Origin of the sequence: Pseudonocardia kujensis (assembly GCF_021283305.1) — a bacterium.
Classification (GTDB): domain Bacteria; phylum Actinomycetota; class Actinomycetes; order Mycobacteriales; family Pseudonocardiaceae; genus Pseudonocardia; species Pseudonocardia kujensis.
In genome coordinates this window covers 42,676-65,867 of the sequence record NZ_JAJSOK010000028.1, presented here as the reverse complement: position 1 = coordinate 65,867, position 23,192 = coordinate 42,676, and the positions used below count along the sequence as shown (strand labels likewise).

The window sequence follows — 23,192 nt, the reverse complement described above, 5'->3', positions numbered from 1 at the left end:
GCGCTCACGACAGCCGGCTCGTCGATCGTGGCGTCATGCAGAGAACTCAGCGCGGCGGGATCGCCCACTTGGAGCTCTTCCGAGGGTCGGAGGCTGTCGGCGCCGGCTTCCTCACGGCTGCGGAGCTACGTGGTGACCGGGTGGTCAGGTTGTTCCGCGACGTCTACACCTGGGCAGGCATACCGCTCACCCACCAACTGCGGGCGATGGCGGCCGCACTGGCGCTCCCGGCCGGCGCCGTCGTCACGGGCCGGTCGGCTGCGACGGTCAGAGGCGCACAGATCTGCTGGACCGACGACCCGGTCCATGTCGTCGCCCCGCTCGAACTCCGTATCGGACGTCGCAGCGGCGTGCTGCTGAGACGGACCGCGCTCCGGCCCGACGACTACGCGCCCTGGGAACAGGGCCTGATCGCCTCGCCCCAGCGCATGGCCCTCGATCTGCTGCTCGGGCGGCCGTTGGTGGAGTCGGTCGCCGACCTCGACCAGGCGCTGAAGGCGGGGTTGATCGACCGGGACGAGCTCGTCGCCGTTCTCCGGGCGAGGCGCGACAACGGGATCGTCGTGGCGCGGCAGGCGGAGCGACTGGCAACCGGTGTCGCCGACTCCATTCCCGAGTCGCAGCTCCGCGTGCATCTCGTGCTGGCCGGGCTGGACCCCGTCGCGCAGCACTGGATCGAGGTCGACGGCGAACAGGTCGCACAGGTGGACTTCGCCTTCCCCGCCCGGAAGGTCGCGGTCGAGTACGACGGCGGGTGGCGCAACAACGAGATGTGGGCGTTGAACCACGACCGGGTCCGTCTCAACCGGATCCAGGCTGCCGGCTGGGACGTCGTGTTCGTGACGGCGGCGCTGCTCCGGCAGCCGCGGAAGCTGATCGCCGAGATCCGCGGCGCGCTGGCCCGGTGAGCCCCCACAGTATGGAACCATAATGCGCCCAGACGCCCCGGGACCGCACACTATGGAACCATAATGCGCCAAAACGTCGCCCTGGGCAGCAATATGGTTCCATAACGCGATCGAGTGCCGACCTGGACGGCGTTATGGTTCCATAATGCGATCAGGTGCCATTCCTCGGCGCGCGCGTTAGGCAACCATGCTGCGGTCAGTCGTCCTCGTCGTCGCGGGCGAGGAAGGTCGCCAGGCGTTCGACGGCGTCCTCGTAGGCGGGGTGGGAGTCGACGAAGGCCCGGAGCCGGGCGGCCAGCCACTCGACGCTGACCGCCTCGTCCCCGCGGCGTTCGACCAGTTCCTCGATGCCCCGGTCGGTGAAGTACACCTTCTTACGAGAAGGCCTTGTCGATCAGCTCGCGCTGCTCGACCTCGTGCACCTTCGACGAGCCGGCGGCGGGCGCGGCCATCCGGCGACGGCTGACCCGCTTGAGGCCCGAGAGCCGCTCCGGCAGCTTGTCCGGCAGCTCGAGGCCCATGTGCGGCCAGGCGCCCTGGTTGGCCGGCTCCTCCTGGACCCAGCGGATGTCCTGCGCGTTCGGGTAGCGCTCCAGGACCGAGGCCAGCTGGCGGTCCGGCACCGGGTAGAGCTGCTCGACGCGGACGATCGCGGTGTCCGTGATCTCGCGCTTCTGCCGCTGCTGGTGGAGCTCCCAGAAGATCTTGCCGCTGCACAGCAGGACCTTCTTGACCGACGAGGAGGGCCCGTCCGCGGAGCGGAACTCCGGGTCGTCGATCACCGGGCGGAACCGGCCGCCGGTGAAGTCCGAGATCTGGCTGACGACCGCCTTGTTCCGCAGCATCGACTTCGGGGTGAAGACGACGAGCGGGCGGCGGACGCCGTCGAGCGCGTGCCGGCGCAGCAGGTGGAAGTAGTTCGCCGGCTCCGACGGCAGCGCGACCGTCATCGAGCCCTCGGCGCACAGCTGCAGGAACCGCTCGATGCGGCCGGAGCTGTGGTCCGGGCCCTGGCCCTCGAGGCCGTGCGGCAGCAGCAGCACGACGTCGGAGAACTGGCCCCACTTCGCCTCACCGGACGAGATGAACTCGTCGATGATCGACTGGGCGCCGTTGACGAAGTCGCCGAACTGCGCCTCCCACATGACCAGCGCGTCCGGGTTGGCGACCGAGTAGCCGTACTCGAAGCCGACCGCCGCGAACTCCGAGAGCGCCGAGTCGTAGGGCAGGAACCGGCCCTGGCCCTCGGCCAGGTTGCGCAGCGGGTAGTACTCCTCGCCGGTCTTCCGGTCGATCAGCACCGAGTGCCGCTGCACGAACGTGCCGCGCCGGGAGTCCTGGCCGGAGAGCCGGACCAGCTTGCCGTCCATCGCCAGCGAGCCGAAGGCGAGCAGCTCGCCGAAGGCCCAGTCGATGTCGCCGTCGCGGGACATCTTCATGCGCTTGGCCAGCACCGGCTTGACGCGCTGGTGCGGGGTGAAGCCCTCGGGCAGCTGCTCGTGCACGTCGCCGACCCGGTGCACGACCTCGAGCGGGATCGAGGTGTCCAGGTCCATCGGCACGAGCTGTTCCTTCTCGACCGAGGCGGAGACGGCGGGCGGGGTCTTCTCCAGCTCGCGGACCTCGTTGAACACGTGCTCGAGCTGGTTGGAGAAGTCCTTGAGAGCGTGCTCGGCCTCTTCCATCGTGATGTCGCCGCGGCCGATCAGCGACTCGGTGTAGATCTTGCGCACCGAGCGCTTGGCGTCGATCACGTCGTACATCGCCGGCTGGGTCATCGAGGGGTCGTCGCCCTCGTTGTGGCCGCGGCGGCGGTAGCAGATCATGTCGATCACGACGTCGTTGTTCCACCGCTGCCGGTACTCGACGGCCAGCTTGGCCACCCAGACGCAGGCCTCGGGGTCGTCGCCGTTCACGTGGAAGACCGGCGCGCCGATCATCTTCGCCACGTCGGTGCAGTACTGCGACGAGCGCGAGTGCTCCGGCGCGGTGGTGAAGCCGACCTGGTTGTTGACGACGACGTGCACGGTGCCGCCGGTGCGGTAGCCGCGCAGCAGCGCCAGGTTCAGCGTCTCCGCGACCACACCCTGCCCGGCGAACGCCGCGTCGCCGTGCATCATCAGCGGCAGGACGGTGAAGCCGCCCTCGCCCTTGTCGAGCAGGTCCTGCTTGGCCCGGACGATGCCCTCGAGGACCGGGTCGACGGCCTCCAGGTGCGACGGGTTCGAGGCCAGCGACACGACCGTCTCGCCGTCGCCGAACATCCGGAAGTACTTGCCCTCGGCGCCCAGGTGGTACTTGACGTCGCCGGAGCCGTGCGCCTGGCCCGGGTCGAGGTTGCCCTCGAACTCGCGGAAGATCTGGCTGATCGGCTTGCCGACGATGTTGGCCAGCACGTTGAGCCGGCCGCGGTGCGGCATGCCGATGACGACCTCGTCGAGCTCGTTCTCGGCGGCCTTGTCCAGCACGGCGTCGAGCAGCGGGATGACGGTCTCGCCGCCCTCCAGCGAGAACCGCTTCTGCCCGACGTACTTGGTCTGCAGGAAGGTCTCGAACGCCTCGGCGGCGTTGAGCTTCGACAGGATGTACTTCTGCTCGACCACCGAGGGCTTCTGGTGCGGCACCTCGATGCGCTCCTGCAGCCAGGCGCGCTGCTCGGGGTCGGCGATGTGCATGTACTCCGTGCCGACGGTGCGGCAGTAGGAGTCGCGCAGCAGGCCGAGGACGTCGCGCAGCTTCATGTGCGCCTCGCCGCCGAACCCGCCGACGGCGAAGTCGCGGTCGAGGTCCCACAGGGTCAGGCCGTGGGACAGCACGTCGAGGTCGGGGTGGCGGCGCTGGCGGTAGTTCAGCGGGTCCGTGTCGGCCATCAGGTGGCCGCGGGTGCGGTAGGACTCGATCAGCTCGAGGACGCGCGCGGTCTTGTCGACCTCGCCCTCGGGGAAGTCCTGCACCCAGCGGACCGGCTCGTACGGCACCCGCAGCGAGGTGAAGATGTCGTCGTAGAAGCCGTCGTCGCCCAGCAGCAGGCGGTGCACGCGGCGCAGGAAGTCGCCGGACTCGGCGCCCTGGATGATCCGGTGGTCGTAGGTCGAGGTCAGCGTGATGATCTTGCTGACGCCGATCTGGGCGAGCCGCTCCTCGGACGCGCCCTGGAACTCCGCCGGGTACTCCATCGCACCGACGCCGACGATCGTGCCCTGGCCCTGCATCAGCCGCGGCACCGAGTGGTTGGTGCCGAGCGTGCCCGGGTTGGTCAGCGAGATCGTGGTGCCCTGGAAGTCCTCGGCGGTGAGCGAGCCGTTGCGCGCCTTGTGGACCATGCCCTCGTAGGCGGACCAGAACTGCGCGAACGTCATGCGCTCACAGCCCTTGATCGACACCACCACGAGCGAGCGCTGCCCGTTCTTGCCCGGCAGGTCGATGGCCAGGCCGAGGTTGACGTGCTCGGGCTGGACGACGGTGGGCTTGCCGTCCGTCTCGACGAAGTGGCGGTTCATCGTCGGGAAGTCGGCGAGGGCCTTCACCACGGCGTAGCCGATGAGGTGGGTGAAGGAGATCTTGCCGCCGCGCGTGCGCTTCAGCTGGTTGTTGATGACGATGCGGTTGTCCGCGAGCAGCTTCGCCGGGACCGCGCGCACGCTCGTCGCCGTGGGGACGGCGAGCGAGGCGTTCATGTTCTTGACGACGGCGTTGGCCGCGCCGCGGATCGGGAGGACCTGGTCCTGGCTCTCCGCGGCCGGCTTGGCGGCGGCCTTGGAGGTGCTGCCGGCGGCGGGCTTCGCCGCGGGCGGGGCGGCGCCGTTGCCGTTGGTCGCGGCGCGATCGCCCGCGCGGCGCACCTCGGTCGGCTCGGCGGGGCTGGTCGTGGGTGTGCTGGCGGGGGGCACGTCCTGCTTTCCGGTGCGAGAGGAGCCGTTGGTGGTGGCGGAGCGGTCGGGAGCGGTCTTCGTGGCGCTCTTCGCGTCGGCGCGCGCGGCGTCGGCGGAGCCGCGGCCGGCCTCCGCGCGCTCGGCCTCGCCCTGCGCGGTCGGGCTGTCCTCGGCGGGCGCGGCGCCGGACAGCGAACCGCCGGGCTTGTAGTCCTCGAAGAAGTCGTGCCAGGCCGGGTCGACCGCCTTCGGGTCCTCGAGGAAGCGCTGGTACATCTCCTCGACGAGCCACTCGTTCGGGCCGAACTGGTTGGCGCCGAACTCCCCGGTATGGCCGGTCGTACTACTGGTGGACACGCGCTCTCAACCGCCTTGGTTCGCTTGAAGCTTCTCAGTCGCCGATGACCGCCCTCCCAGGGTAGTCCTCCCGGGGACGGCGCCGGTATGTGCTCGGTCGCGTTGTGACCTCCGTCCGGCGGGTGCCCTTCCGGCCCCGTCGGAAAACCGTCAGAAGACCGGGAGGGCGCCGATCGCGGGCACCACGGCGGTGCGCACCGAGGCCTCGGCGATGACGGTGCCCTCGACCAGCCCGCACGAGGAGTCGCGCCGCAGGGTGTCCCGCTCGCCGGCGTACTGCCCGTCGACCGGGTCGACGAGGAGCTCGGTGCGGGTGGGGCCGGTGTCGTGAACCAGGGCGAGGCAGAGGTTGCCGTCGAGGTCCTTGACCTCGTCGACGAGCGTGACGGCCGGGAGCTCCAGCAGCGCCGCGTAGAGCGGCGCGCGCAGGTCGGCCGGGACCGAACAGGTGCGCAGCGCGTCGACGGCGCTGCGGAAGGGCCCGGTGTAGGTGCGCCCCTGCGGCGCGTCGGCCAGCAGCCGGGCGAGCAGCTCGCCGGGGTCGCGGGGCAGCAGGGCCAGGAACTCGGGGGTGGGCGTGGCCCAGCTCCCGGCGCGCCGGTGCGGGGCGGAGTCGTGCAGCTCGGCGTAGAAGTCGCCGTACTTCGCGCGGAACCGCCCCGTCGGCCACGCCTCCCGCAGGTCGAAGCCGGCGTCGTCCGCGGCCTCGCCGGAGCCGGCCAGCCAGGTGATCCGCCCGGTCAGCTCGCGGTCGAGCAGCCAGTCGGCGTCCTGCACCGCGGGCGTCCACTGCTGGAGCAGGTGCTCGGACAGGTGCACGTACACCGGCTCGGCCGGGTCGGGGCCCATGAACGTCCCCATCCACCACGCGTGCGTCGCGATGTACCGGTACTGGTCCGGTTCCATCGGTTCGTCGGACGTGCGCACGGGCAGGTCGGGCACCACGCAGCTCCCGGAGGTCGGCAGGTTCACCCGGCATTGTGGAACGGGCCCGACACGGCCCGTGACGCCACCCCCGGTTCGCGTGACCGAGCGCTGCTCAGGGCCGAGTTCCGCCCCGCGAGCGCCCTCGGTCGCGGCTCACGGCAGCCACTCCCGCACCTGGCCGAGGAGCTTGGGTGCGTCGTCGGTGACCGGGCTGACCTGCAGGTGCGTGACGCCGGCCTCGTGCAGCGCCGCGATCCGCTCCTTGACGAAGGAGGGCGGCCCGATGAGCGTCGAGGACTCGATGAACTCGTCGGGCAGCGCGGCCGCGGCCTCCTCCTTGCGGCCGTCGAGGTAGAGGTCCTGGACCGTCCTCGCCGCGTCGGCCCACCCCTGGCGCTGCATCACGGTGTTGTAGAAGTTCTTCCCACGCGCGCCCATGCCCCCGATGTAGAGCGCGAACATCGCCCGTGCCGCCTGCCGGGCCGGCTCCCACATCTCCTCCTCGATCGCGAGGAAGCCGCCGCCGGTGATCTGCAGCGGGCCGAGCTCGGGGGCCCGCTTGGCCAGGCCGGCGGCCAGCGGCGCGCCGAACGCCTCCTGCATCCGCTCGGGGACGACGACGTGCGGCAGCCAGCCCTCGGCCAGCTCGGCCGTCATCTCGACGTTCTTGTCGCCCAGCGCCGCGATCCAGATCGGGATGTCGGCCCGCCGCGGGTGGTTGATCAGCTTGAGCGGCTTGCCGAGCCCCGTGCCCCGGCCCTCCGGCACGGGGATCGTGTAGATGCCCTCGTGCTGGATGCGCTCGCGCCGCCAGACCGCGCGGCAGATCTCGATGACCTCGCGCGTGCGACCGATGGGCTTGTCGAACGGCACGCCGTGGAAGCCCTCGATCACCTGCGGCCCCGAGGTGCCGAGGCCGAGGATCGCCCGCCCACCGGACAGGGCGTCGAGGCCCGCGGCCGTCATCGCCGTGAGCGTGGGCGTGCGGCTGTAGATCGGCAGGATGCCGGAGCCGATCTCGATCCGCTCGGTGCGCGCGGCGAGGTAGCCCATGAGGGACACGGCGTCGTAGCTGTAGGCCTCGGCGACCCACACGACGTCGAGTCCGGCCTTCTCGAGCTCGACGATGCGGGTGGCGCCCGCCACCGGGTCGTCGCTGTACGGCAGCTGGGTCGAGAGCTTCACGACAGCGAGACTGTCACATGACCGGCCCCGATCACACCGTGCGCCGCTCCCGGTCCGCCCAGAAGGGGGCCCGCAGGTCCTTCTTGAGGATCTTGCCGGTGGGGTTGCGGGGCAGCTCGGCGACGACGTCCATGCCCTTCGGGCACTTGTACGAGGCAAGGTGCGCGCGGCAGTGGGCGAGCACGGCGGCCTCGTCGAGCTCGGTGCCGTCGGCCGGGACGACGATCGCGCGGGGCACCTCGCCCCACCGCTCGTCGGGCACGCCGATCACCGCCACGTCGGCGATCCCCGGGTACTCGGCCAGCACGCGCTCGATCTCCGCCGGGTACACGTTCTCCCCGCCGCTGACGATCATGTCCTTGACCCGGTCGGTCACGTAGACGTAGCCGTCGGGGTCGAGGTGCCCGCCGTCGCCGGAGCGCAGCCAGCCGTCGGGCGTGATCGCCGCGGCGGTCGCCTCGGGCTGCCGCCAGTACCCGGCCATGAGCTGTGCCGTGCGCACCCAGATCTCGCCCGGCTCGCCGGTCGGCACCGGCGCGCCCGTCGCCGGGTCGCGGACCTCGATCTCGACGCCGTGGATCGGCGTCCCGGCCGAGACCAGCCGGTGCGCCACCGCCGGGTCCTCGTGGTCGGCGGCGGACAGCGCGGTGACCACGCCGCACGCCTCGGTCATGCCGTAGACCTGGTGCATCCGCCCCGGGAAGAGGGGCAGGCAGGCCCGCATCACCGGCAGCGGCATCGGCGAGGCGCCGTAGGAGAGGACCTTGATCGCCGACAGGTCGCGGGACCCGACGTCCGGGACCTGCGCGATCGCGGCGAGCAACGCCGGCACCAGGAAGGTGTGGGTGATGCGCTCGGTCTCCAGCTGCTCGACGACCGCGGCCGGGTCGGGCACGCGCAGCATCACGATCCGGGCGCCGAAGTGGACCGCCAGCAGCGCGTAGCTGGTGCCGCCCACGTGGAACAGCGGCATCGCCACCTGGACGACGGCGTCGTGGTCCACCTCGAAGCTCTCGGCGACGTTGGCCGAGTGCGCCAGCATCGCCCGGTGGGTGAGCAGCACGCCCTTCGGGAGGCCGGTCGTGCCCGAGGTGTAGAGCTGCACGAAGCAGGCGTCGGGATCCACCTCGGCCGGACCGGTGTCGGGCTCGTGCGCGGCCAGCCAGGCCTCGTACTCGTCCGTGCCGGCGTCGTCCGCGTCCGCCCCACCGACCCGGACGAGCCGGCGCAGCGCCGGCGCCTTGTCCCGCAGCGCCTCGGCCGCCTGCGCGAACTCCGGTCCGACGAGCAGGAGCGCGGCGCCGGAGTCGTTGAGCACGTGGACGATCTCCGGCGGCGCCAGCCGGAAGTTGACGACGGCGTTGGCCGCCCCGATCCGCGCGCAGGCCAGGGTGAGCTCGAGGCAGGAGGGGTGGTTGAGGTCGAGCACGGCCACCCGGTCGCCGGGTCCGACCCCCTCGGCCCGCAGGGCCGTGGCGAGCCGGCGGACCCGCTCGTCGAGCTCGGCCCAGGTGCGCCGCACGCCGGCGAACCGCAGCGCCTCGGCGTCGGGGCGCTCGGCGGCCCAGCGGCCCAGCAGGCCGGACACGTCGGCGGGACGGTCGGGGGACAGCGTCATCGGTGCTCCCGGGGTGCGTGAGGGGGATCACGGGCCGCGTCACTCTAGCGTCGGGGAGAACCGGAATCGAGGGACGAACCAGGCGGGTGCACCCCCGGGCCCACGGCGTGCGGGACGGGGGCAGGATGGGGCCCGGCGAGCGTGAGGAGAGGTGTGGGACGCGAACCCGACGGCAGCGGCCGGATCGAGGTGTCCGGCCTGGCCAAGCGGTTCGGCACGGTCGAGGCCGTGCGCGGGCTGTCGTTCACGGTCGGGCCGGGCGCGGTCACGGGTTTCCTGGGGCCCAACGGCTCGGGCAAGACGACGACGCTGCGCGCGATCCTCGGCCTGGTCGCCCCGACCGCGGGGTCGGCCCTGGTCGAGGGCGCCCCGTACGCCGAGCTGACCGGGCCCGGCCGGGTCGTGGGCGCGCTGCTGGAGGCCCACGGCGCCCATCCGGCCCGCACCGCCCGCCGGCACCTGCAGAGCGGCGCCTCGGCGATCGGCGCGCCGGAGCAGCGGGTCGACGAGGTGCTGGGGCTCGTCGGGCTCACCGACGCCGCCGACCGGCCCGCCGGCGGCTACTCGCTCGGCATGGCCCAGCGGCTCGCGCTGGCGACCGCGCTGCTCGGCGACCCGCGGATCCTGGTGCTCGACGAGCCGGGCAACGGCCTCGACCCCCAGGGCATCGCCTGGCTGCGGGAGTTCCTGCGCGGCTTCGCCCGCTCCGGGCGGAGCGTGCTGGTGTCCAGCCACCAGCTCGCGGAGATCGCGCAGACCGCGGACCGGCTCGTCGTGATCTCGGCCGGGACCTGCGTGTACCAGGGCCCGGCCGACGGGCTGCACGGCCGGCCCGCCGTCCGGGTCCGCTGCTCCGATCCCGTCCGGCTGGCCGAGGCCCTCGCGGCGCGCGGCGTGCTGGAGATCGACCACGTCGCCGACGGCGGGCTCGCCGTGGCCGCCGACGCGGTGCTCGTCGGCGACACCGCGCTCGCCGCCGGCGTGGCGCTGTACGGGCTGGTCGAGGAGCGCGCGGACCTCGAGGCGATGTTCCTGCGGCTGACCGGCGGAGGTGTGGCGTGACGCCCGACCTGCTCCCCACCGCGGGCGTCCTGCGCGCCGAGGCCCTCAAGGCCCTGTCCGTGCGCACCTGGTGGGCGCTCGCGATCCCGGTGGGCCTGCTCGCGGTGATGGTGAACCTGTTCGGCGGGCTGTTCAGCTCGGCGGTCGCCGGGGTCGGCGACGGCCTGCCCGGGATCCTGCTCGCCTCGCTGGCCTACGCCCTGTCGCTGACCTCGGTGTTCGCGGCGCTGCACGGCGTGGTGCTGGCCACGGCGGAGTTCCGGCACCGCACCGTGGCCACCACCTACCTGCTGGCCGGCCGGGTGCCCACGCTGCTGGCGAAGGCCGCGGTGGCCGCCGGTGTCGGAGCGGCGTACGCCCTGCTGGCGATCGTGCTCGGCCTGCTGGCGGGCCTGCTCGGGCAGGGCGCGGCGCCGCTGCCGTCCGTCGGCGGCATCGTGGCGCTGAGCGTCATCGGGATCGTCGTGTCCGCGCTCTGGGCGGTCCTCGGCGTGGCGCTCGGGACGGTCCTCGTGAACCAGGCCGGCGCCGTCGTCGTGCTGCTGGTCTACGTGCTGGCGGCGGAGAACCTCGTCTCGCTGATCCTTCGCTCGGGCACCGAGGACGGCAGCGCACCCACGGCGATCGCCCGGCTCACCTCGTTCCTGCCCGCCAACGCCGGCGACGTCGCGCTCTACGGCCTGCCCGCGCAGGAGCTCGGCGGGCGGTTCGCGTCGTCGATCGTCGAGGGGCTGGCGGGGGTCGCCGGGCCGCCGCCGGTGTGGGGTGCGCTGCTCGTGCTCCTCGTCTGGACCGGGGCCGGGCTGGCCGTGGCGTGGGTCGTCGGCGGCCGCCGGGACGTGACCTGAGTGCGGCTGTGACCGGGGCCGGCGTCATCGGGCGGCGGAGTGTCGGACCCGCGTCCTAACCTGGATCCGTGCCCGACCCGCTCCCCACCACCTCGCCCGACCAGGGCACCCGGCCCGCCGGATGGCTGCGCCGGCTCACCCGTGAGTGCCTGCGGCACCGCGGGGTCACGATCGGCGCACTCGTCGCGTCGGTGTTCGGGGTGAGCCTCGACGCCGCGGGTCCGCTGCTCACCCGGGTCGCGGTCGACGACGCGGTGCAGGGCGTCACGGACGTGCTGCTGCCGATCGTGCTGGCCATCCTGGGTCTGGCAGTCGTCCGCTTCACCGCGTCCTTCCTGCGCCGCTACCTCGCCGGGCGGATGGCGCTCGACGTGCAGCACGACCTGCGCCGCCAGGTGTTCGCCTCGGTCCAGCGGCTGGACGGTCGCCGGCAGGACGCGCTGCGCACCGGCCAGGTCGCCTCGCGCGCGATCACCGACCTCCAGCAGGTCCAGTCGCTGCTGTCGATGGTGCCGCTGTCCGCGGGCACGGTCGCGCTCGTGATCGCGTCCGTCGCGGCGATGCTGTGGCTGTCCCCGCTGCTCACGGTGGTGTCGCTGGTCATGCTGCCGCTGGCGGCCTACATCACCGGCCGCACCCGGCGTTCGCTGTTCCCGGCCACCTGGTCGGCGCAGCAGCGCGCGGCGGACGTCGCGCAGCAGGTCGAGGAGACGGTCACCGGCGTCCGCGTGGTCAAGGGCTTCGGCCAGGAGACCCGCGAGGTCGGCCGGCTGGAGGGGCTGGCCCGGCGGCTGTTCGGCGAGCGGATGCGCGCCGCGCGGATGACCGCCCGGCTCAACCCGGTGCTGCTCGCGCTGCCCACGCTCGGCCAGGTCGCGGTGATCGGCATCGGCGGGCTGATGGCGCTGCACGGGTCGATCACGCTCGGCACCTTCCTGGCCTTCACCACCTACGTCGCGCAGCTCGTCGGGCCGGCCCGGCTGGTCGGGTCCCTGGTCGTGAGCGCGCAGCTGGCCCGCGCGGGCGTCGAGCGGGTCTACGACCTGGTCGACGCGGAGCCGGACGTGCAGGACCCGCCGTCCCCCCGGGCGTTGCCCGCCGGCCCGGTCGGGGTGGAGCTCGACGCGGTGCGCTTCGGCTACGAGCCCGGCCGGCCGGTGCTCGACGGGGTGTCCCTGCGCGCCGAGCCGGGGGAGACGCTCGCCGTGGTCGGCACCGCGGGGTCCGGCAAGTCCACGGTCGCGCTGCTCCTCCCGCGCTTCTACGACCCCTGGGACGGGGCCGTGCGGATCGGCGGCGTCGACGTCCGGGAGCTGCGGCTGCGGGACCTGCGCGCCGAGCTGGGCGTCGTGTTCGAGGAGGCCTTCCTCTTCTCCGACACCATCCGCGCCAACATCGCCTACGGCCGGCCCGACGCGAGCGAGGAGGAGATCCGCGCCGCCGCCGCAGCCGCGCAGGTCGCCACGTTCGTCGAGGCGCTGCCCGAGGGCTACGACACGGAGGTCGGCGAGCGCGGCCTCACGCTCTCGGGCGGGCAGCGGCAGCGGATCGCGCTGGCCCGGGCGCTGCTCACGGATCCCCGCGTCCTGGTGCTGGACGACGCGACCTCGGCCGTCGACACCGCCACCGAGTCCGCCATCCACGAGGCGCTGCGCGAGCTGACCGCCGGGCGGACCACGATCCTCGTCGCGCACCGGCGCTCCACCCTCGCCCTCGCCGACCGCATCGCGGTGCTCGACGCCGGCCGGCTCGTCGACGTCGGGACCGAGGACGAGCTGCGGGGGCGCTGCGCGCTGTTCCGCGAGCTGTTGGCCACGGGCGCGGAGTCGGCGGCCGACGGGGCGGATCCGGTCGAGGAGACCGGGCCGGCCCCGGAGCCCGAGGTCGCGCCGCTGCCGGCGGCCGCGCCGGCGGTGGCGGTGCCCGTCGGCGGTGTCACGCCGGCGCTGTGGCCCGAGGTCGAGGCGGCCGAGGCGGAGGCCGAGACGGGGTCGGACCGGGCGGTCCGGGCCGCGGCGGCGCAGGCGGGCACCGGTCGCGCCGCCGGTCCGCAGGCGCGCACCGGTCCCGGGGCCTCGGGGATGGTCGGCGGGATCGCCGCGACCCCGGAGCTGCTCGCCGCCGTGGCCAGGCTCGGGCCCGCGACCGAGACCCCGCGCCTGGGTGGGGTCGATCCCGCCGCGCCCGACCCGGGCTTCCGGCTCGCCCGGCTGCTGAGGCCGGTGCGGTGGACCCTCGCCCTCGGCATGTTCCTCGTGGCGCTCGACGCGCTGGCCACCCTGGCCTTCCCGACGGTCGCCCGGTACGCGGTCGACGGCGGCATCACCGCGGGGGTGCCGCGGGTCCTGCTGATCGCGACCCTGGTCGGGATCGGGATCGTGCTGGCCGACGCGCTGGTCGTCGCCGCGCAGACCGTGGTCACCGCGCGCGCCGGCGAGAGCCTGCTCTACCTGCTGCGCACCCGCAGCTACGCCCACCTGCAGCGGCTCGGGCTGGACTACTACGAGCGCGAGCTGTCCGGCCGGATCATGACCCGGATGACCACGGACGTCGACGCGTTGTCGACGTTCCTGCAGACCGGGCTCGCCCAGGCGGTCGTCAGCCTGCTCACCCTGGTCGGCGTCGCGGTCGCGCTGCTGGTCACCGACGCGCAGCTCGCCCTGGTGGCGCTCGCGGTGCTGCCGGTCCTGCTGGCAGCCACCGTGGTGTTCCGGCGGCTGTCGTCGCGGGCGTACGCGGAGGCGCGGGAGCGGGTCAGCGTCGTCAACGCGGACATGCAGGAGAACGTCACCGGCGTGCGGGTCGCGCAGGCGTTCGTCCGCGAGGAGCACAGCGCCGAGGCGTTCGGCGCCCGCAGCGACGCCTACCGACGCACCCGGATGCGGGCGCAGCGCTACATCGCGACCTACTTCCCGGGCGTCGCGTTCCTCTCCGACGTCGCACAGGCCGCGGTGCTCGGCGTCGGCGCCGCGCGGGTGGCCGCGGGCGACCTCACCCCCGGAGTGCTCACCGCGTTCCTGCTCTACCTCGGGCTGTTCTTCTCCCCGGTGCAGCAGCTCTCCCAGGTGTTCGACGGCTACCAGCAGGCGCGCATCGGCCTGCTGCGCATCGCGGACCTGCTGCGCACGCCGACCTCGGTACCCGCGGCGCCGGAGTCCGACGCCGCCGTCGTCCCGGAGCGGCTGCGCGGCGAGGTGGAGCTGCGCGGGATCACCTTCCGCTACCCCGGGGTCGAGCAGCCGGCGCTCGCCGACGTGAACCTGCGCGTGCGCCCCGGCGAGACGGTCGCGCTCGTCGGGGCCACGGGGGCGGGCAAGTCCACGATGGTGAAGCTGCTCGCCCGGTTCTACGACGCCGGCGAGGGCGAGCTGCTGATCGACGGCGTCGACGTCCGCCGCTACCCGCTCGAGGGCTACCGCCGCCGGCTCGGGTACGTGCCGCAGGAGCCGCACCTGTTCACCGGCGACGTCGCGGCCAACATCGCCTACGGGCGCCCCGGTGCCACGCAGGCGGAGATCGAGGCGGCGGCCCGGGCCGTCGGCGCCCTCGAGATGATCCGCGGCCTGGCAGGCGGGTTCCGGCACCCGGTGGGCGAGCGGGGGCAGGGGCTCTCCGCCGGGCAGCGCCAGCTCGTCGCGCTGGCCCGCGCCGAGCTCGTCGACCCGGACGTGCTGATCTTCGACGAGGCCACGGCGGCGCTCGACCCCGCCACGGAGGCGGCCGTGCTCGCCGCCGGCGACCGGCTCACGGCGAGGCGCACCGCGTTCGTCGTGGCGCACCGGCTGGCCACGGCCGCGGCGTCGGACCGGATCGTCGTGCTGCACGCCGGGCGGATCGCGGAGGAGGGCCCGCACGCGGAGCTGCTGGCGGCCGACGGGCGCTACGCCGCCCTGTGGCGGGCAGGCGAGCTGGAGCCCGCCGCCGACGCGGAGACCGAGGACCTCTCCGCCGCCCGCTCGGCCTGAGCCGCTCGGCCTGACCGGTTCGGCCCGTCCGAGCCGCCCCGGCCGAGCCGTTCCGCCGACCCGGCTCGCGGTCGCGGCGTAACGGGCGGCCCCTCGCCGTTCGATTTCCCCTGTGGAGGCCGCGCACTGCGCCGTCTGTCCGCAGTTCTTGCGATTTCCTGCCCGAAATCGGGCAGGGATTTGGCGTTCCGGGCCTCGATCGGGCACAGTTTCGCCCGTGCCTGCCGTTCCGGATTCCCCGACGCACCCCGATGCGATCGCCGGCCCGCACCCGGACCTCGTGCGTCACCTGGTCCGCAGTACCGCGCTCGACCCGGGCGAGGCCGCCCGTGTCGTCGACGAGGTGCTCGCCTACTTCGCGGAGCCGACCGAGGACTTCGTGCGGCGGCGGCACGCCGAGCTCCGCACCCGCGGGGTCCGCAACGACCGGATCTTCACCGTGATCCGGGACGAGCTCGACGCGCGACGCGTGGCGCCCCCGCCGCTGTCGGCGCGTCAGCTCCGGCGACTGGTGTACGGCTGAGCGGAGCTTGCGGAGCGAGCATCGGCACCGAGCGGAGCTTGCGGAGCGAGCACCGGGACCGAGCGGAGCTCGCGGAGCTCGCGGAGCGAGCAGCACCGACCGGCGCCGGCGAGAACGAGGAGGAACACCGATGTGCGGCATCGTGGGGTACGTGGGCGCGCAGGACGCGGCGCCCATCCTGATCGAGGGCCTGAACCGGCTCGAGTACCGCGGCTACGACTCGGCCGGGATCGCCGTGATCCAGCGCGGCCAGCTGAAGGTGCGCAAGGTCAGCGGTCGGGTCGCCGACCTGCAGGCGGACCTGCCCGCGCGGTTCAAGGGCGCCCCCGGCATCGGGCACACCCGCTGGGCGACGCACGGGGAGCCCACCGTCGACAACGCCCACCCGCACGTCGACAGCGCCGGCCGGATCGCCGTGGTGCACAACGGGATCATCGAGAACGCCGAGGAGCTGCGCGCCAAGCTGCAGGCCGACGGCGTCGAGTTCACCTCGCAGACCGACACCGAGACCGTCGCCCACCTCGTGGCCGCGGCCTTCAGGACCGGCGGCGCGGAGGACCTCGAGCAGGCCGTCCGCTACGCGCTGCGCCAGGTCGTCGGCGCGTACGGCATCGCCGTCGTCGACACCGAGCACCCCGACCGGATCGTCGTCGCGCGCAACGGCTCGCCCGTGCTCCTCGGCATCGGCGAGAAGGAGATGTTCGTCGCGAGCGACGTCGCGGCGCTGGTCGGGCACACCCGCCAGGTCGTCTACCTCGACGACGGCGAGCTCGCCACGATCACCGCCGGCGGTTACCGCACCTTCACCCTCGACGCCCGCTCCACGGCGAAGACGCCGTCGGAGGTGGACTGGGACGTCGTCGGCGCCGAGGTCGGCGACCACGCGCACTTCCTGGTCAAGGAGATCGCCGAGCAGCCGCGCTCGATCGAGCGGGCACTCCGCGGCCGCCTCGACGAGCGCTTCAACACCGCCCACCTCGGCGGCCTCAACCTGACCGTGCGCGAGGCGCGCGAGTTCCGCCGCGTGAAGATCCTCGGCTGCGGCTCCGCCTGCTACGCCGGAGACCTCGGCGCCCAGCTGATCGAGGACCTGGCCCGGATGCCCGCGACGTCGGAGTCGGCGTCGGAGTTCCGGTACCGCAACCCGGTCGTCGAGCCGGACACGCTCTACGTGGCGGTCAGCCAGTCCGGCGAGACCGTCGACACCCTGGCCGCGGTGCAGGAGCTGCAGCGCAAGGGCGGCAGGGTGATCGGCATCGTCAACGTCGTCGGGTCGACGATCGCGCGCCAGGTCGACGGCGGCATCTACATCCACGCCGGCCCGGAGATGTCCGTCGCGGCGACCAAGTCGTTCACGTCGACGGTCGTGGCGTTCGCGCTGCTCGCGGTGCACCTCGGGCGCATGCGTGACCTCGCGCCGACCGAGGGCCGCCGGATCCTCGACGGCCTCGTGGCGCTGCCCGGCCAGATCGAGCAGATCCTCGACGACGAGAAGCGCACCGGCACGATCGAGGCCGTCGCGCGGGAGATCGCGCAGCGGCCCAGCGTGCTGTTCATCGGCCGCCGCCGCGGCTGGCCGGTGGCCAAGGAGGGCGCGCAGAAGTTCAAGGAGGTCTCCTACGTGCACGCCGAGGCCTACGCCAGCGCCGAGCTCAAGCACGGCCCCCTCGCCCTGGTCAGCCCGGAGCTGCCGACGGTCGCGTGCGTGCCGGACGACGACCTCCACGAGAAGAACGTCTCGACCCTCGCCGAGATCCGCGCCCGCAAGGGCCCGGTGGTCGCGCTGGCGCACCGCGAGCTCTCCGCGGAGCTCGCCGACCGCACCATCGTGATCCCGCAGAGCGAGCCCGAGCTCGACCCGATCCTGATGTCGGTGCCGCTCCAGCTCCTCGCCTACCACGCCGCCGTGGCGCTGGAGCGCGACGTCGACCGACCGCGCAACCTCGCCAAGTCGGTGACGGTGGAGTAGACAGCCGTCCTCGGTGCGCCCCGTCCGGTCCCCGGGCGGGGCGCACTGCTGTCCGGGCTCAGGACGCGGTGCCGCGCTCCAGCCGGCCGAGGCGCGCACGATGTCCTCCAGCAGCAGGTGCTCGCAGCGCCAGGACGGCCGCGCCGTCGTGCGCGAACGACAGGGGCTTCGCCACCGGCGGGTTCACCAGCATCTGGGTGCCGCACCGGCTCGACCCACAGCGCATCGGCTGCCCGGCGTGCGGCGCGAAGACCCCGCTGCCGCCTGGGGACGCCGCCGCGACCTGCGCCTGCGGGCAGGAGCTGCGGGCGTCCTACCTCTGAACGGCGGCACCGACCCTCACGCGGCGCCCCGCGAGCCAGGGCGTCACCGGGCCCACGAGCGGGATGCTCATCGGGACGTGCGGGTGGCCGACGTAGGTCTCCACCGGGCCGTCGGTGGTCCAGCCGAGGCGGTGGAAGAAGCGCTCGTTGGGCAGCTGGACGTGGGCGCGCATGCGGCTCCCGTCGCGGGCGCCGGCCGTCTCGACGGCGAAGCGGACGAGCGGGCCGCCGATCGCGGCGGAGCGGAACCCGGGGAGCACGGCGAGGCGGTCGCCGAGCCACTCGCCCGGGCGGCCGGTCGGGTAGAGCCGGACGGTGCCGGCGGGGCGGCCGAGATGGGTGGCGAGGACGTGCACGACGTCCTCGCGGGCGTCGTGGGCGTCGAGGTCCGAGTCGGCGAACACGCCCTGCTCCTCGACGAACACCGCGTGCCGGATCGCGTGGTGCGCGGCGCGCGCGGCCGCGTCGGCGGCCGGGCGGCAGACGACCGGGTCCACGCCGACCAGCACGTTGACCGGCCGCACGGGTCGGATCCGCGACGGTGCCGCGCCCGGTCGCGCGGTGGCCGCCACCCGCCCCTCCCTGCCATCCACCGCGAGCCCGGCCCGCTCCGGCAGCACGGCGGTCATGCGCCCGGGCGCTTCCCGATCTGCAGCAGCGGCGCGCCGCCGCTCGACCCGCCCGATCCGCACGGCGTCGCCCCGCCCGACTGCTGGACCAGGTTGAGCGAGGAGCAGGCCTGGCACCGCGCGCAGCCGGCGACGGCGGTGTCCGCCCCCAGCCCGCGCTCGGCCAGAAAACCGGCGACCTTGCGGTAGATCGGCTCGGTGTACTCGCGCGCCGGCGCCGGCACCGCCTCCATCAGCGAGCCCGCCACCGGCCGCAACGGCACGACGAAGGGGTAGACGCCGAGATCGACGGCCCGCCGGCACATCTCCACCGTCAGATCCGGGTCCTCGCCCATGCCGAGGATCACGTACGTCGACACCCGGCCCTCGCCGAACAGCTGCACCGCCCGCTCCCAGGTGCGGAAGTAGGTGTCGATGCCGGTCCGGAACTTGCCCGGCGCGACGCGGGCCAGCACCGCCGGGTCGAAGGACTCGACGTGGATGCCCACCGAGTCGACGCCCCTGTCGTGGACCTGGTGCAGGACGTCGAGCGAGTGCGGCGGCTCGAACTGCACCTCCACGGGCAGGCCCGCGGCCTCCTTCACCGCCTGCCCGCACCGCGCGACGTACAACGCCCCGCGGTCCGGCGCGACCGACGAGCCGGTGGTCAGCGTGGCGTCGACGGCACCGTCGAGGTCGCGCGCCGCGACGGCGACCTCGGCCAGCATCTCGGGCGTCTTCTTCGCGATCGTGGCGCCGGCGGCGAGCGACACCCCGATGCCGCAGAACCCGCACTGGTCGGAGTTGCCCCAGTAGTTGCAGGCCTGCACCACGGTGGAGGCGAGCGAGTCGAGGTGGAGCAGCGCGATCTGGTGGTACGGCACCCCGTCGGCGGTCTCGAGGTCGTAGAAGCGCGGGCGCCGCGTCCCGGAGACCGAGGCGACCTTGACGCCGTCGCGGTAGATGCCCTGGCCCTCGTCCTCGGCGCGCAGCGCGTACGGGGAGGTCGCGTTCGGTGGGACCGTGACGGGCACGCCCTCGATCCACAGCATCCCGGAGTCCGACGGGCCGGCGCCGCCCGTGCGGGAGGTCTCGAGCGCGGTCTCGATCCGCAGCCCCACGCTCTGCAGGTCCATGATCAGTGCGGCCGTGCCGCTCGTGGGCGCCTCGACGACGTCGCCCGGGCTGCGCTCGTCGGTCACGGTCATGCGAGAGCTCCTCCACTATCGGACACGGTCGTCTCCCATCAGAGAATTCACTATGGTGGACGCGTGCGCAACATCGTCAACGCGACTGGGCCCGGGGTCACCAGGGTCGCCCTGCTGACCCACTCGACGTCGCCCCGCGGCGGGCACGTCCACACCCTCGGCCTGGGCGAGGCCCTGCACCGCGCCGGGCACCCGGTGCACCTGTTCGCGCTCGGCGACCCGGCGAAGGGCCTCTACCGGCCCGTCGACCTGCCGCACACGATCGTGCCGGGACCGCGCCGCGAGGGCACCACCCTCACCGAGCGGACCCTCGACGGCATCGAGCGGCTCGCGGCCGCGCTGGCCGCGCGGATCGGCGAGTTCGAGGTCCTGCACGCGCAGGACTGCATCGCCGCGCGGGCCGCGCTCGCCGCCCGGGACCGCACCGGCGCCGCGGTCACGGTGCTGCGCACCGCCCACCACGTCGACGACTTCACCACCCCGGCCCTCGTCGAGTGCCAGCGCCGGGCGATCACCGAACCGGATCGGGTGCTCGTGGTGTCGGAGCAGTGGCGGGGCATCCTCGCCCGCGACTTCGGGGTCGCGACGACGATCGTCCCGAACGGCGTGGACCGGCACCGGTTCGCCCGCCCGGTACCGGTGCCCGAACGCGACGACGGACGGTTCCTGCTGCTCGCGGTGGGGGGGATCGAGCCGCGCAAGGGCACGGTGCACGCCTTCCGCGCGCTCGCCCGGCTGCGCCGCGAGGGTCTCGACCCCGTCCTCGCCGTCGTCGGCGGGCACTCCTTCCAGGACTTCGCGCCGTACCGGGAGGCGGCCCTGGCGGAGCTTCCCGAGCTGGGGCTGGAGCCCGGTCGCGACGTCGTCGAGCTCGGCACGCTCACCGACGCCGAGCTCGCGGGCTGGTACGCCGCGGCCGACGCGCTCTGCTACCCGTCCACGGCGGAGGGGTTCGGGCTCGTCGCGATCGAGGCCATGGCGATGGGGCTGCCGGTGGTCGCGAGCGACCTGCCCGTCTTCCGCGAGCACCTCACCGACGGCGTGGACGCCCTGCTCCCACGGGTGGGCGACGAGGCCGCGCTCGCGGCGGCCCTCCGCCGGGTGATCACCGAGCCGTCGCTGCGGGCCGCCCTCGTGCGCGAGGGGGCCCGCACCGCGGCCCGGTTCACGTGGGAGCGCTCGGCCGAGGTCCACGCGGGGATCTACGCGCGGTCGACCCCGCTGGCGCGGGCCTGAGGAGCGCTACTCCGCGAGCAGCCGCGCGACCCGGGACACCGCGACCGCGCGCCGCGGGTCGCCCGCGGGCAGCATGTCGGCGAGCAGCTCGTGCGCCTCGAGATCGTCCCGCCCCAGGCGGTGGGTGGCGTAGCTGTGCACGAGCTCGACGTCGTCGGACTCGAGGACGGCCCGGCGCAGCCCGACCTCCAGCTCGTCCCGCGCGCCGCGGATCTCCGGGGCGTCGGAGCGGGGGAGGAGCGGGCCCGCGCAGCCGCGCAGCGCGTCGGCGACCCGGCCCTCGCGCAACGCCCGGCGAACGGTGCCGAAGTCCGTGTCGACCACCGCGTCGAGCCGGTACGGGCGGGTCTTGAGCACGTCCGTGCCGATCAGCGCGCGCAGCCGGTGGATCTCGCCGCGGACGGTGGTCTGGTTGCCGTCGTCGCCGTAGAGGAGGAAGGCGAGCCGCTCGGCGGTGAGCCCCTCCGGGTGCAGCGCGAGCGCGGTGAGGATCTCGGCCGGGCGCAGGGTGAGCCCGTGGCTCTCCCCGTCGAGCACCACGGTCGGGCTGCCGTCGCCCAGGAAGCGCAGCGACAGCGCGTGCCGGGGAGCGTCGGCGCTCGCGGTTCGGCCGGTGCGCCGGGCGGCTCGCAGCAGGTAGCCCTCGGCCAGCGGCTCGACGTGCATCTCGCGCCCGTCGGCCAGCCGGACCCGGTCCGCGCCGGCCGTGATCGGCTCCAGGTCGACCCGCTCGGGCCACTCGCCGAACGGCTCGCCCGCGATGATCCGGCCGGTGGGGGTGACGAGCGCGCCCGGCGTGCCGCGCAGGCTCTGCAGGTGCGGCTGGTTGCGCGCGCGCAGCCGCTCGTCGGCGATCGCGAGCTGCATCCGCATCTGGTTCTCGGCGAGCTGCGCGGTGGCCGTGACCAGCGCGAGCATCGCGGGATGGATCGTGCGCCGCGGGCCGGTGATGTCGATGGCGCCGACGATCCGGCCGGTGTCCGGGTCGGTGACGGGCGCGGCCACGCACGTCCAGGCGTGCACGGCGCGCACGAGGTGCTCCGTCGAGTGGATCTGCACGGGCTTGCCGACGGCGAGGGTCGTGCCCATCGCGTTGGTCCCGATGGCCTCCTCGGACCAGCAGGAGCCCTCGACAAGGCCCACCCGGTCCGCGGGCCGCAGGACCGCGTTGGCGCCCTCGCGCCACAGCACGATGCCCTGCTCGTCCGTGACCACGACGACGTGCATCGCCTCCTCGGCGATGCTCACCAGGTTGCTGCGCAGCAGCGGCATGACGTTGTGCAGCGGGTGCGCGGCCAGCCGGGCGGCGCTCTCGGACGGGTCGAACCGGAACGGGGGCAGGGCCGTGGCGGGGTCGATCGCGGCGGCGAGGCTGCGTTCCCAGGACTCGGAGACCAGCCGGCGGACGGTCGCGTCCCCCGTGTCGTCGAGGACCGCCTCGAACAGCTCGTCGATCGCGCGGGTCGGCGAGGCGGCGGGCAGGCCGGACCCCGGCTCGCGCTCGACCACCTTGTCGACTGGCATCGGCTCCCCGACTGTCCGCGTACTTCCGGCACCCATCATCGTTCACCTCCACCCGGATCAGCAAGGCGAGGTTGCGCCTGTCCGAGCGGGCAGCGTGGGCGTGCAACGAACGGGCAACGTGATTCACCTTACCGTCGCCGCGACAACGACCCGTCGACGTTCGAAAGGCTCAGCGATGACCGCAGAACTCGCCGATATCAGGGTCCTCGAAGCGCGCCCGGCGCAGCCCACGCGCATCCCCACGGTCACCGGCGCCTCGGCCACGGGCCGCGGGGACTCCCCGTTCGCCACCGTCCGCACCGGACGCATCCTGGTCGTCGACGGCGAGGGCATCGTCCGCCTCGGCCTGCGCCAGCTCTTCGCCGCCGAGCCCGACCTGCGGATCGTCGGCGAGGCCGCCACCCCGCGCGATGCGCTCGTCGCGGCGGACCGGCTGCGCCCGGACGTCGTGCTCCTCGACGTGGACCTCGGCCGGGGCGACTCGGCCGGTATCGACGTGGCCCGCGCGCTGCTGCAGCGCCACCGCGGCACCCGGATCCTGGTGCTGACGGCCTGCCGCGACCGGGAGACCATGCTCCGCACGGTGCGCCTCGGCGTGCACGGCTACCTGCGCAAGGGCGCCGACACCGCCGACATCGTGGCCGCCGTCCGCACGCTGCTGCGCGGCGACGCCGTGTTCGACTCGCGGATCACCACGATGATGATGGACGCGCTGCGCGACCCCCGCGAGCCGGCCGCCCCGACCGGGCCGCGCGGGCCGCTGCTCACCGAGCGCGAGAACCAGGTGCTCAAGCTGCTCGCCACGGGCATGTCGAACAAGGAGATCGCCGCCGAGCTGGTGATCAGCGAGGCGACGGTCAAGTTCCACGTCCGCAACCTGCGGGACAAGCTCGACGTCCGCCGGCGCACCGAGATCGTCTACACCGCGACCCGGCAGGGGATCGTCTGAGGACGGCGAAGGCCCGCGCGGCCGGCGTGCCGACGGGGCCGCCGGCCGCGTGACGCACCGTCGTGGGGGGGGGGGGGGGGGGGGGCCCCCCCCCCCCCCCCCCGCGCCCG

At 73.8% G+C, this 23,192-nt stretch carries 16 protein-coding genes; 8 read left to right on the top strand and 8 right to left on the bottom strand.

Going from position 1 to position 23,192, the window contains the following annotated elements; translation table 11 throughout:
* The first annotated feature begins 35 nt into the window (after positions 1-35).
* On the top strand, positions 36-908 hold the full coding sequence (locus LWC35_RS20370) for a type IV toxin-antitoxin system AbiEi family antitoxin (RefSeq protein WP_232871757.1): 873 nt from the start codon (positions 36-38) through the stop codon (positions 906-908).
* Positions 909-1,104: 196 nt separating this feature from the next.
* Here the strand turns inward: LWC35_RS20370 and LWC35_RS20365 are convergent, their stop codons facing one another.
* From LWC35_RS20365 to LWC35_RS20345, 5 genes are all read right to left on the bottom strand, one after another.
* The gene (locus LWC35_RS20365) at positions 1,105-1,278 is read right to left on the bottom strand and encodes a DUF6104 family protein (protein ID WP_197040876.1); all 174 of its coding nucleotides are present in this window, start codon (positions 1,276-1,278) and stop codon (positions 1,105-1,107) included.
* A gap of 4 nt (positions 1,279-1,282) precedes the next feature.
* A complete protein-coding gene (locus LWC35_RS20360; RefSeq protein WP_232871777.1) occupies positions 1,283-5,056 on the bottom strand; it encodes a multifunctional oxoglutarate decarboxylase/oxoglutarate dehydrogenase thiamine pyrophosphate-binding subunit/dihydrolipoyllysine-residue succinyltransferase subunit in 3,774 nt (1,257 codons plus the stop codon).
* Between the two features lie 231 nt (positions 5,057-5,287).
* Positions 5,288-6,109, bottom strand: a complete 822-nt coding sequence (locus LWC35_RS20355; protein WP_232871756.1) for a hypothetical protein — start codon at positions 6,107-6,109, stop codon at positions 5,288-5,290.
* A 108-nt stretch (positions 6,110-6,217) separates the two neighbouring features.
* The gene (locus LWC35_RS20350) at positions 6,218-7,249 is read right to left on the bottom strand and encodes an LLM class F420-dependent oxidoreductase (protein ID WP_232871755.1); all 1,032 of its coding nucleotides are present in this window, start codon (positions 7,247-7,249) and stop codon (positions 6,218-6,220) included.
* A 31-nt stretch (positions 7,250-7,280) separates the two neighbouring features.
* A complete protein-coding gene (locus tag LWC35_RS20345; RefSeq protein ID WP_232871754.1) occupies positions 7,281-8,867 on the bottom strand; it encodes a long-chain-fatty-acid--CoA ligase in 1,587 nt (528 codons plus the stop codon).
* A gap of 153 nt (positions 8,868-9,020) precedes the next feature.
* On the opposite strand from LWC35_RS20345, the gene LWC35_RS20340 reads away from it, so the two are divergent.
* The 5 genes from LWC35_RS20340 (at position 9,021) to glmS (ending at position 17,234) form a co-directional block, all read left to right on the top strand.
* Positions 9,021-9,929 (top strand): ATP-binding cassette domain-containing protein, encoded by a 909-nt coding sequence (locus tag LWC35_RS20340; protein WP_232871753.1) that lies wholly within the window; start codon positions 9,021-9,023, stop codon positions 9,927-9,929.
* Positions 9,926-10,777: a hypothetical protein gene (locus LWC35_RS20335; protein WP_232871752.1), complete on the top strand. Its 852-nt coding sequence runs from the start codon at positions 9,926-9,928 to the stop codon at positions 10,775-10,777. Before LWC35_RS20340 ends, LWC35_RS20335 begins: the two co-directional genes overlap by 4 nt.
* Positions 10,778-10,845: 68 nt before the next feature.
* Positions 10,846-14,742 carry an ABC transporter ATP-binding protein gene (locus LWC35_RS20330; protein WP_232871751.1) on the top strand — a complete coding sequence of 1,299 codons (3,897 nt, stop codon included), beginning with the start codon at positions 10,846-10,848 and terminating at the stop codon, positions 14,740-14,742.
* A gap of 217 nt (positions 14,743-14,959) precedes the next feature.
* Complete coding sequence (locus LWC35_RS20325) at positions 14,960-15,265, top strand: hypothetical protein (RefSeq protein ID WP_232871750.1); 306 nt, start codon at positions 14,960-14,962, stop codon at positions 15,263-15,265.
* 130 nt (positions 15,266-15,395) lie between these two features.
* On the top strand, positions 15,396-17,234 hold the full coding sequence (glmS, locus tag LWC35_RS20320; RefSeq protein ID WP_232871749.1) for a glutamine--fructose-6-phosphate transaminase (isomerizing): 1,839 nt from the start codon (positions 15,396-15,398) through the stop codon (positions 17,232-17,234).
* A gap of 313 nt (positions 17,235-17,547) precedes the next feature.
* On the opposite strand, the gene LWC35_RS20315 is transcribed toward glmS, so the two are convergent.
* Complete coding sequence (locus LWC35_RS20315) at positions 17,548-18,186, bottom strand: MSMEG_0567/Sll0786 family nitrogen starvation N-acetyltransferase (RefSeq protein WP_232871748.1); 639 nt, start codon at positions 18,184-18,186, stop codon at positions 17,548-17,550.
* The gene (locus LWC35_RS20310) at positions 18,183-19,373 is read right to left on the bottom strand and encodes an MSMEG_0568 family radical SAM protein (RefSeq protein WP_232871747.1); all 1,191 of its coding nucleotides are present in this window, start codon (positions 19,371-19,373) and stop codon (positions 18,183-18,185) included. Before LWC35_RS20310 ends, LWC35_RS20315 begins: the two co-directional genes overlap by 4 nt.
* A 63-nt stretch (positions 19,374-19,436) precedes the next feature.
* Between LWC35_RS20310 and LWC35_RS20305 the strand changes: the two genes are divergently transcribed.
* Positions 19,437-20,609 (top strand): MSMEG_0565 family glycosyltransferase, encoded by a 1,173-nt coding sequence (locus LWC35_RS20305; RefSeq protein WP_232871746.1) that lies wholly within the window; start codon positions 19,437-19,439, stop codon positions 20,607-20,609.
* Positions 20,610-20,615: 6 nt separating this feature from the next.
* Here LWC35_RS20305 and LWC35_RS20300 read toward each other — a convergent pair whose 3' ends face one another.
* Positions 20,616-22,133 carry a helix-turn-helix domain-containing protein gene (locus tag LWC35_RS20300; protein ID WP_232871745.1) on the bottom strand — a complete coding sequence of 506 codons (1,518 nt, stop codon included), beginning with the start codon at positions 22,131-22,133 and terminating at the stop codon, positions 20,616-20,618.
* Between the two features lie 175 nt (positions 22,134-22,308).
* Here LWC35_RS20300 and LWC35_RS20295 point away from each other — a divergent pair, with 175 nt between their 5' ends.
* Positions 22,309-23,082 (top strand): LuxR C-terminal-related transcriptional regulator, encoded by a 774-nt coding sequence (locus LWC35_RS20295; protein ID WP_232871744.1) that lies wholly within the window; start codon positions 22,309-22,311, stop codon positions 23,080-23,082.
* Positions 23,083-23,192: the final 110 nt, after the last annotated feature.

Coding starts and splice junctions, on each gene's coding strand:
- LWC35_RS20345 (WP_232871754.1), bottom strand. CDS start 8,867: ATGACGCTGTCCCCCGACCGTCCCGCCGACGTGTCCGGCCTGCTGGGC.
- LWC35_RS20315 (WP_232871748.1), bottom strand. CDS start 18,186: ATGACCGCCGTGCTGCCGGAGCGGGCCGGGCTCGCGGTGGATGGCAGG.
- LWC35_RS20360 (WP_232871777.1), bottom strand. CDS start 5,056: ATGTACCAGCGCTTCCTCGAGGACCCGAAGGCGGTCGACCCGGCCTGG.
- LWC35_RS20300 (WP_232871745.1), bottom strand. CDS start 22,133: ATGCCAGTCGACAAGGTGGTCGAGCGCGAGCCGGGGTCCGGCCTGCCC.
- LWC35_RS20295 (WP_232871744.1), top strand. CDS start 22,309: ATGACCGCAGAACTCGCCGATATCAGGGTCCTCGAAGCGCGCCCGGCG.
- LWC35_RS20310 (WP_232871747.1), bottom strand. CDS start 19,373: ATGACCGTGACCGACGAGCGCAGCCCGGGCGACGTCGTCGAGGCGCCC.
- LWC35_RS20370 (WP_232871757.1), top strand. CDS start 36: ATGCAGAGAACTCAGCGCGGCGGGATCGCCCACTTGGAGCTCTTCCGA.
- glmS (WP_232871749.1), top strand. CDS start 15,396: ATGTGCGGCATCGTGGGGTACGTGGGCGCGCAGGACGCGGCGCCCATC.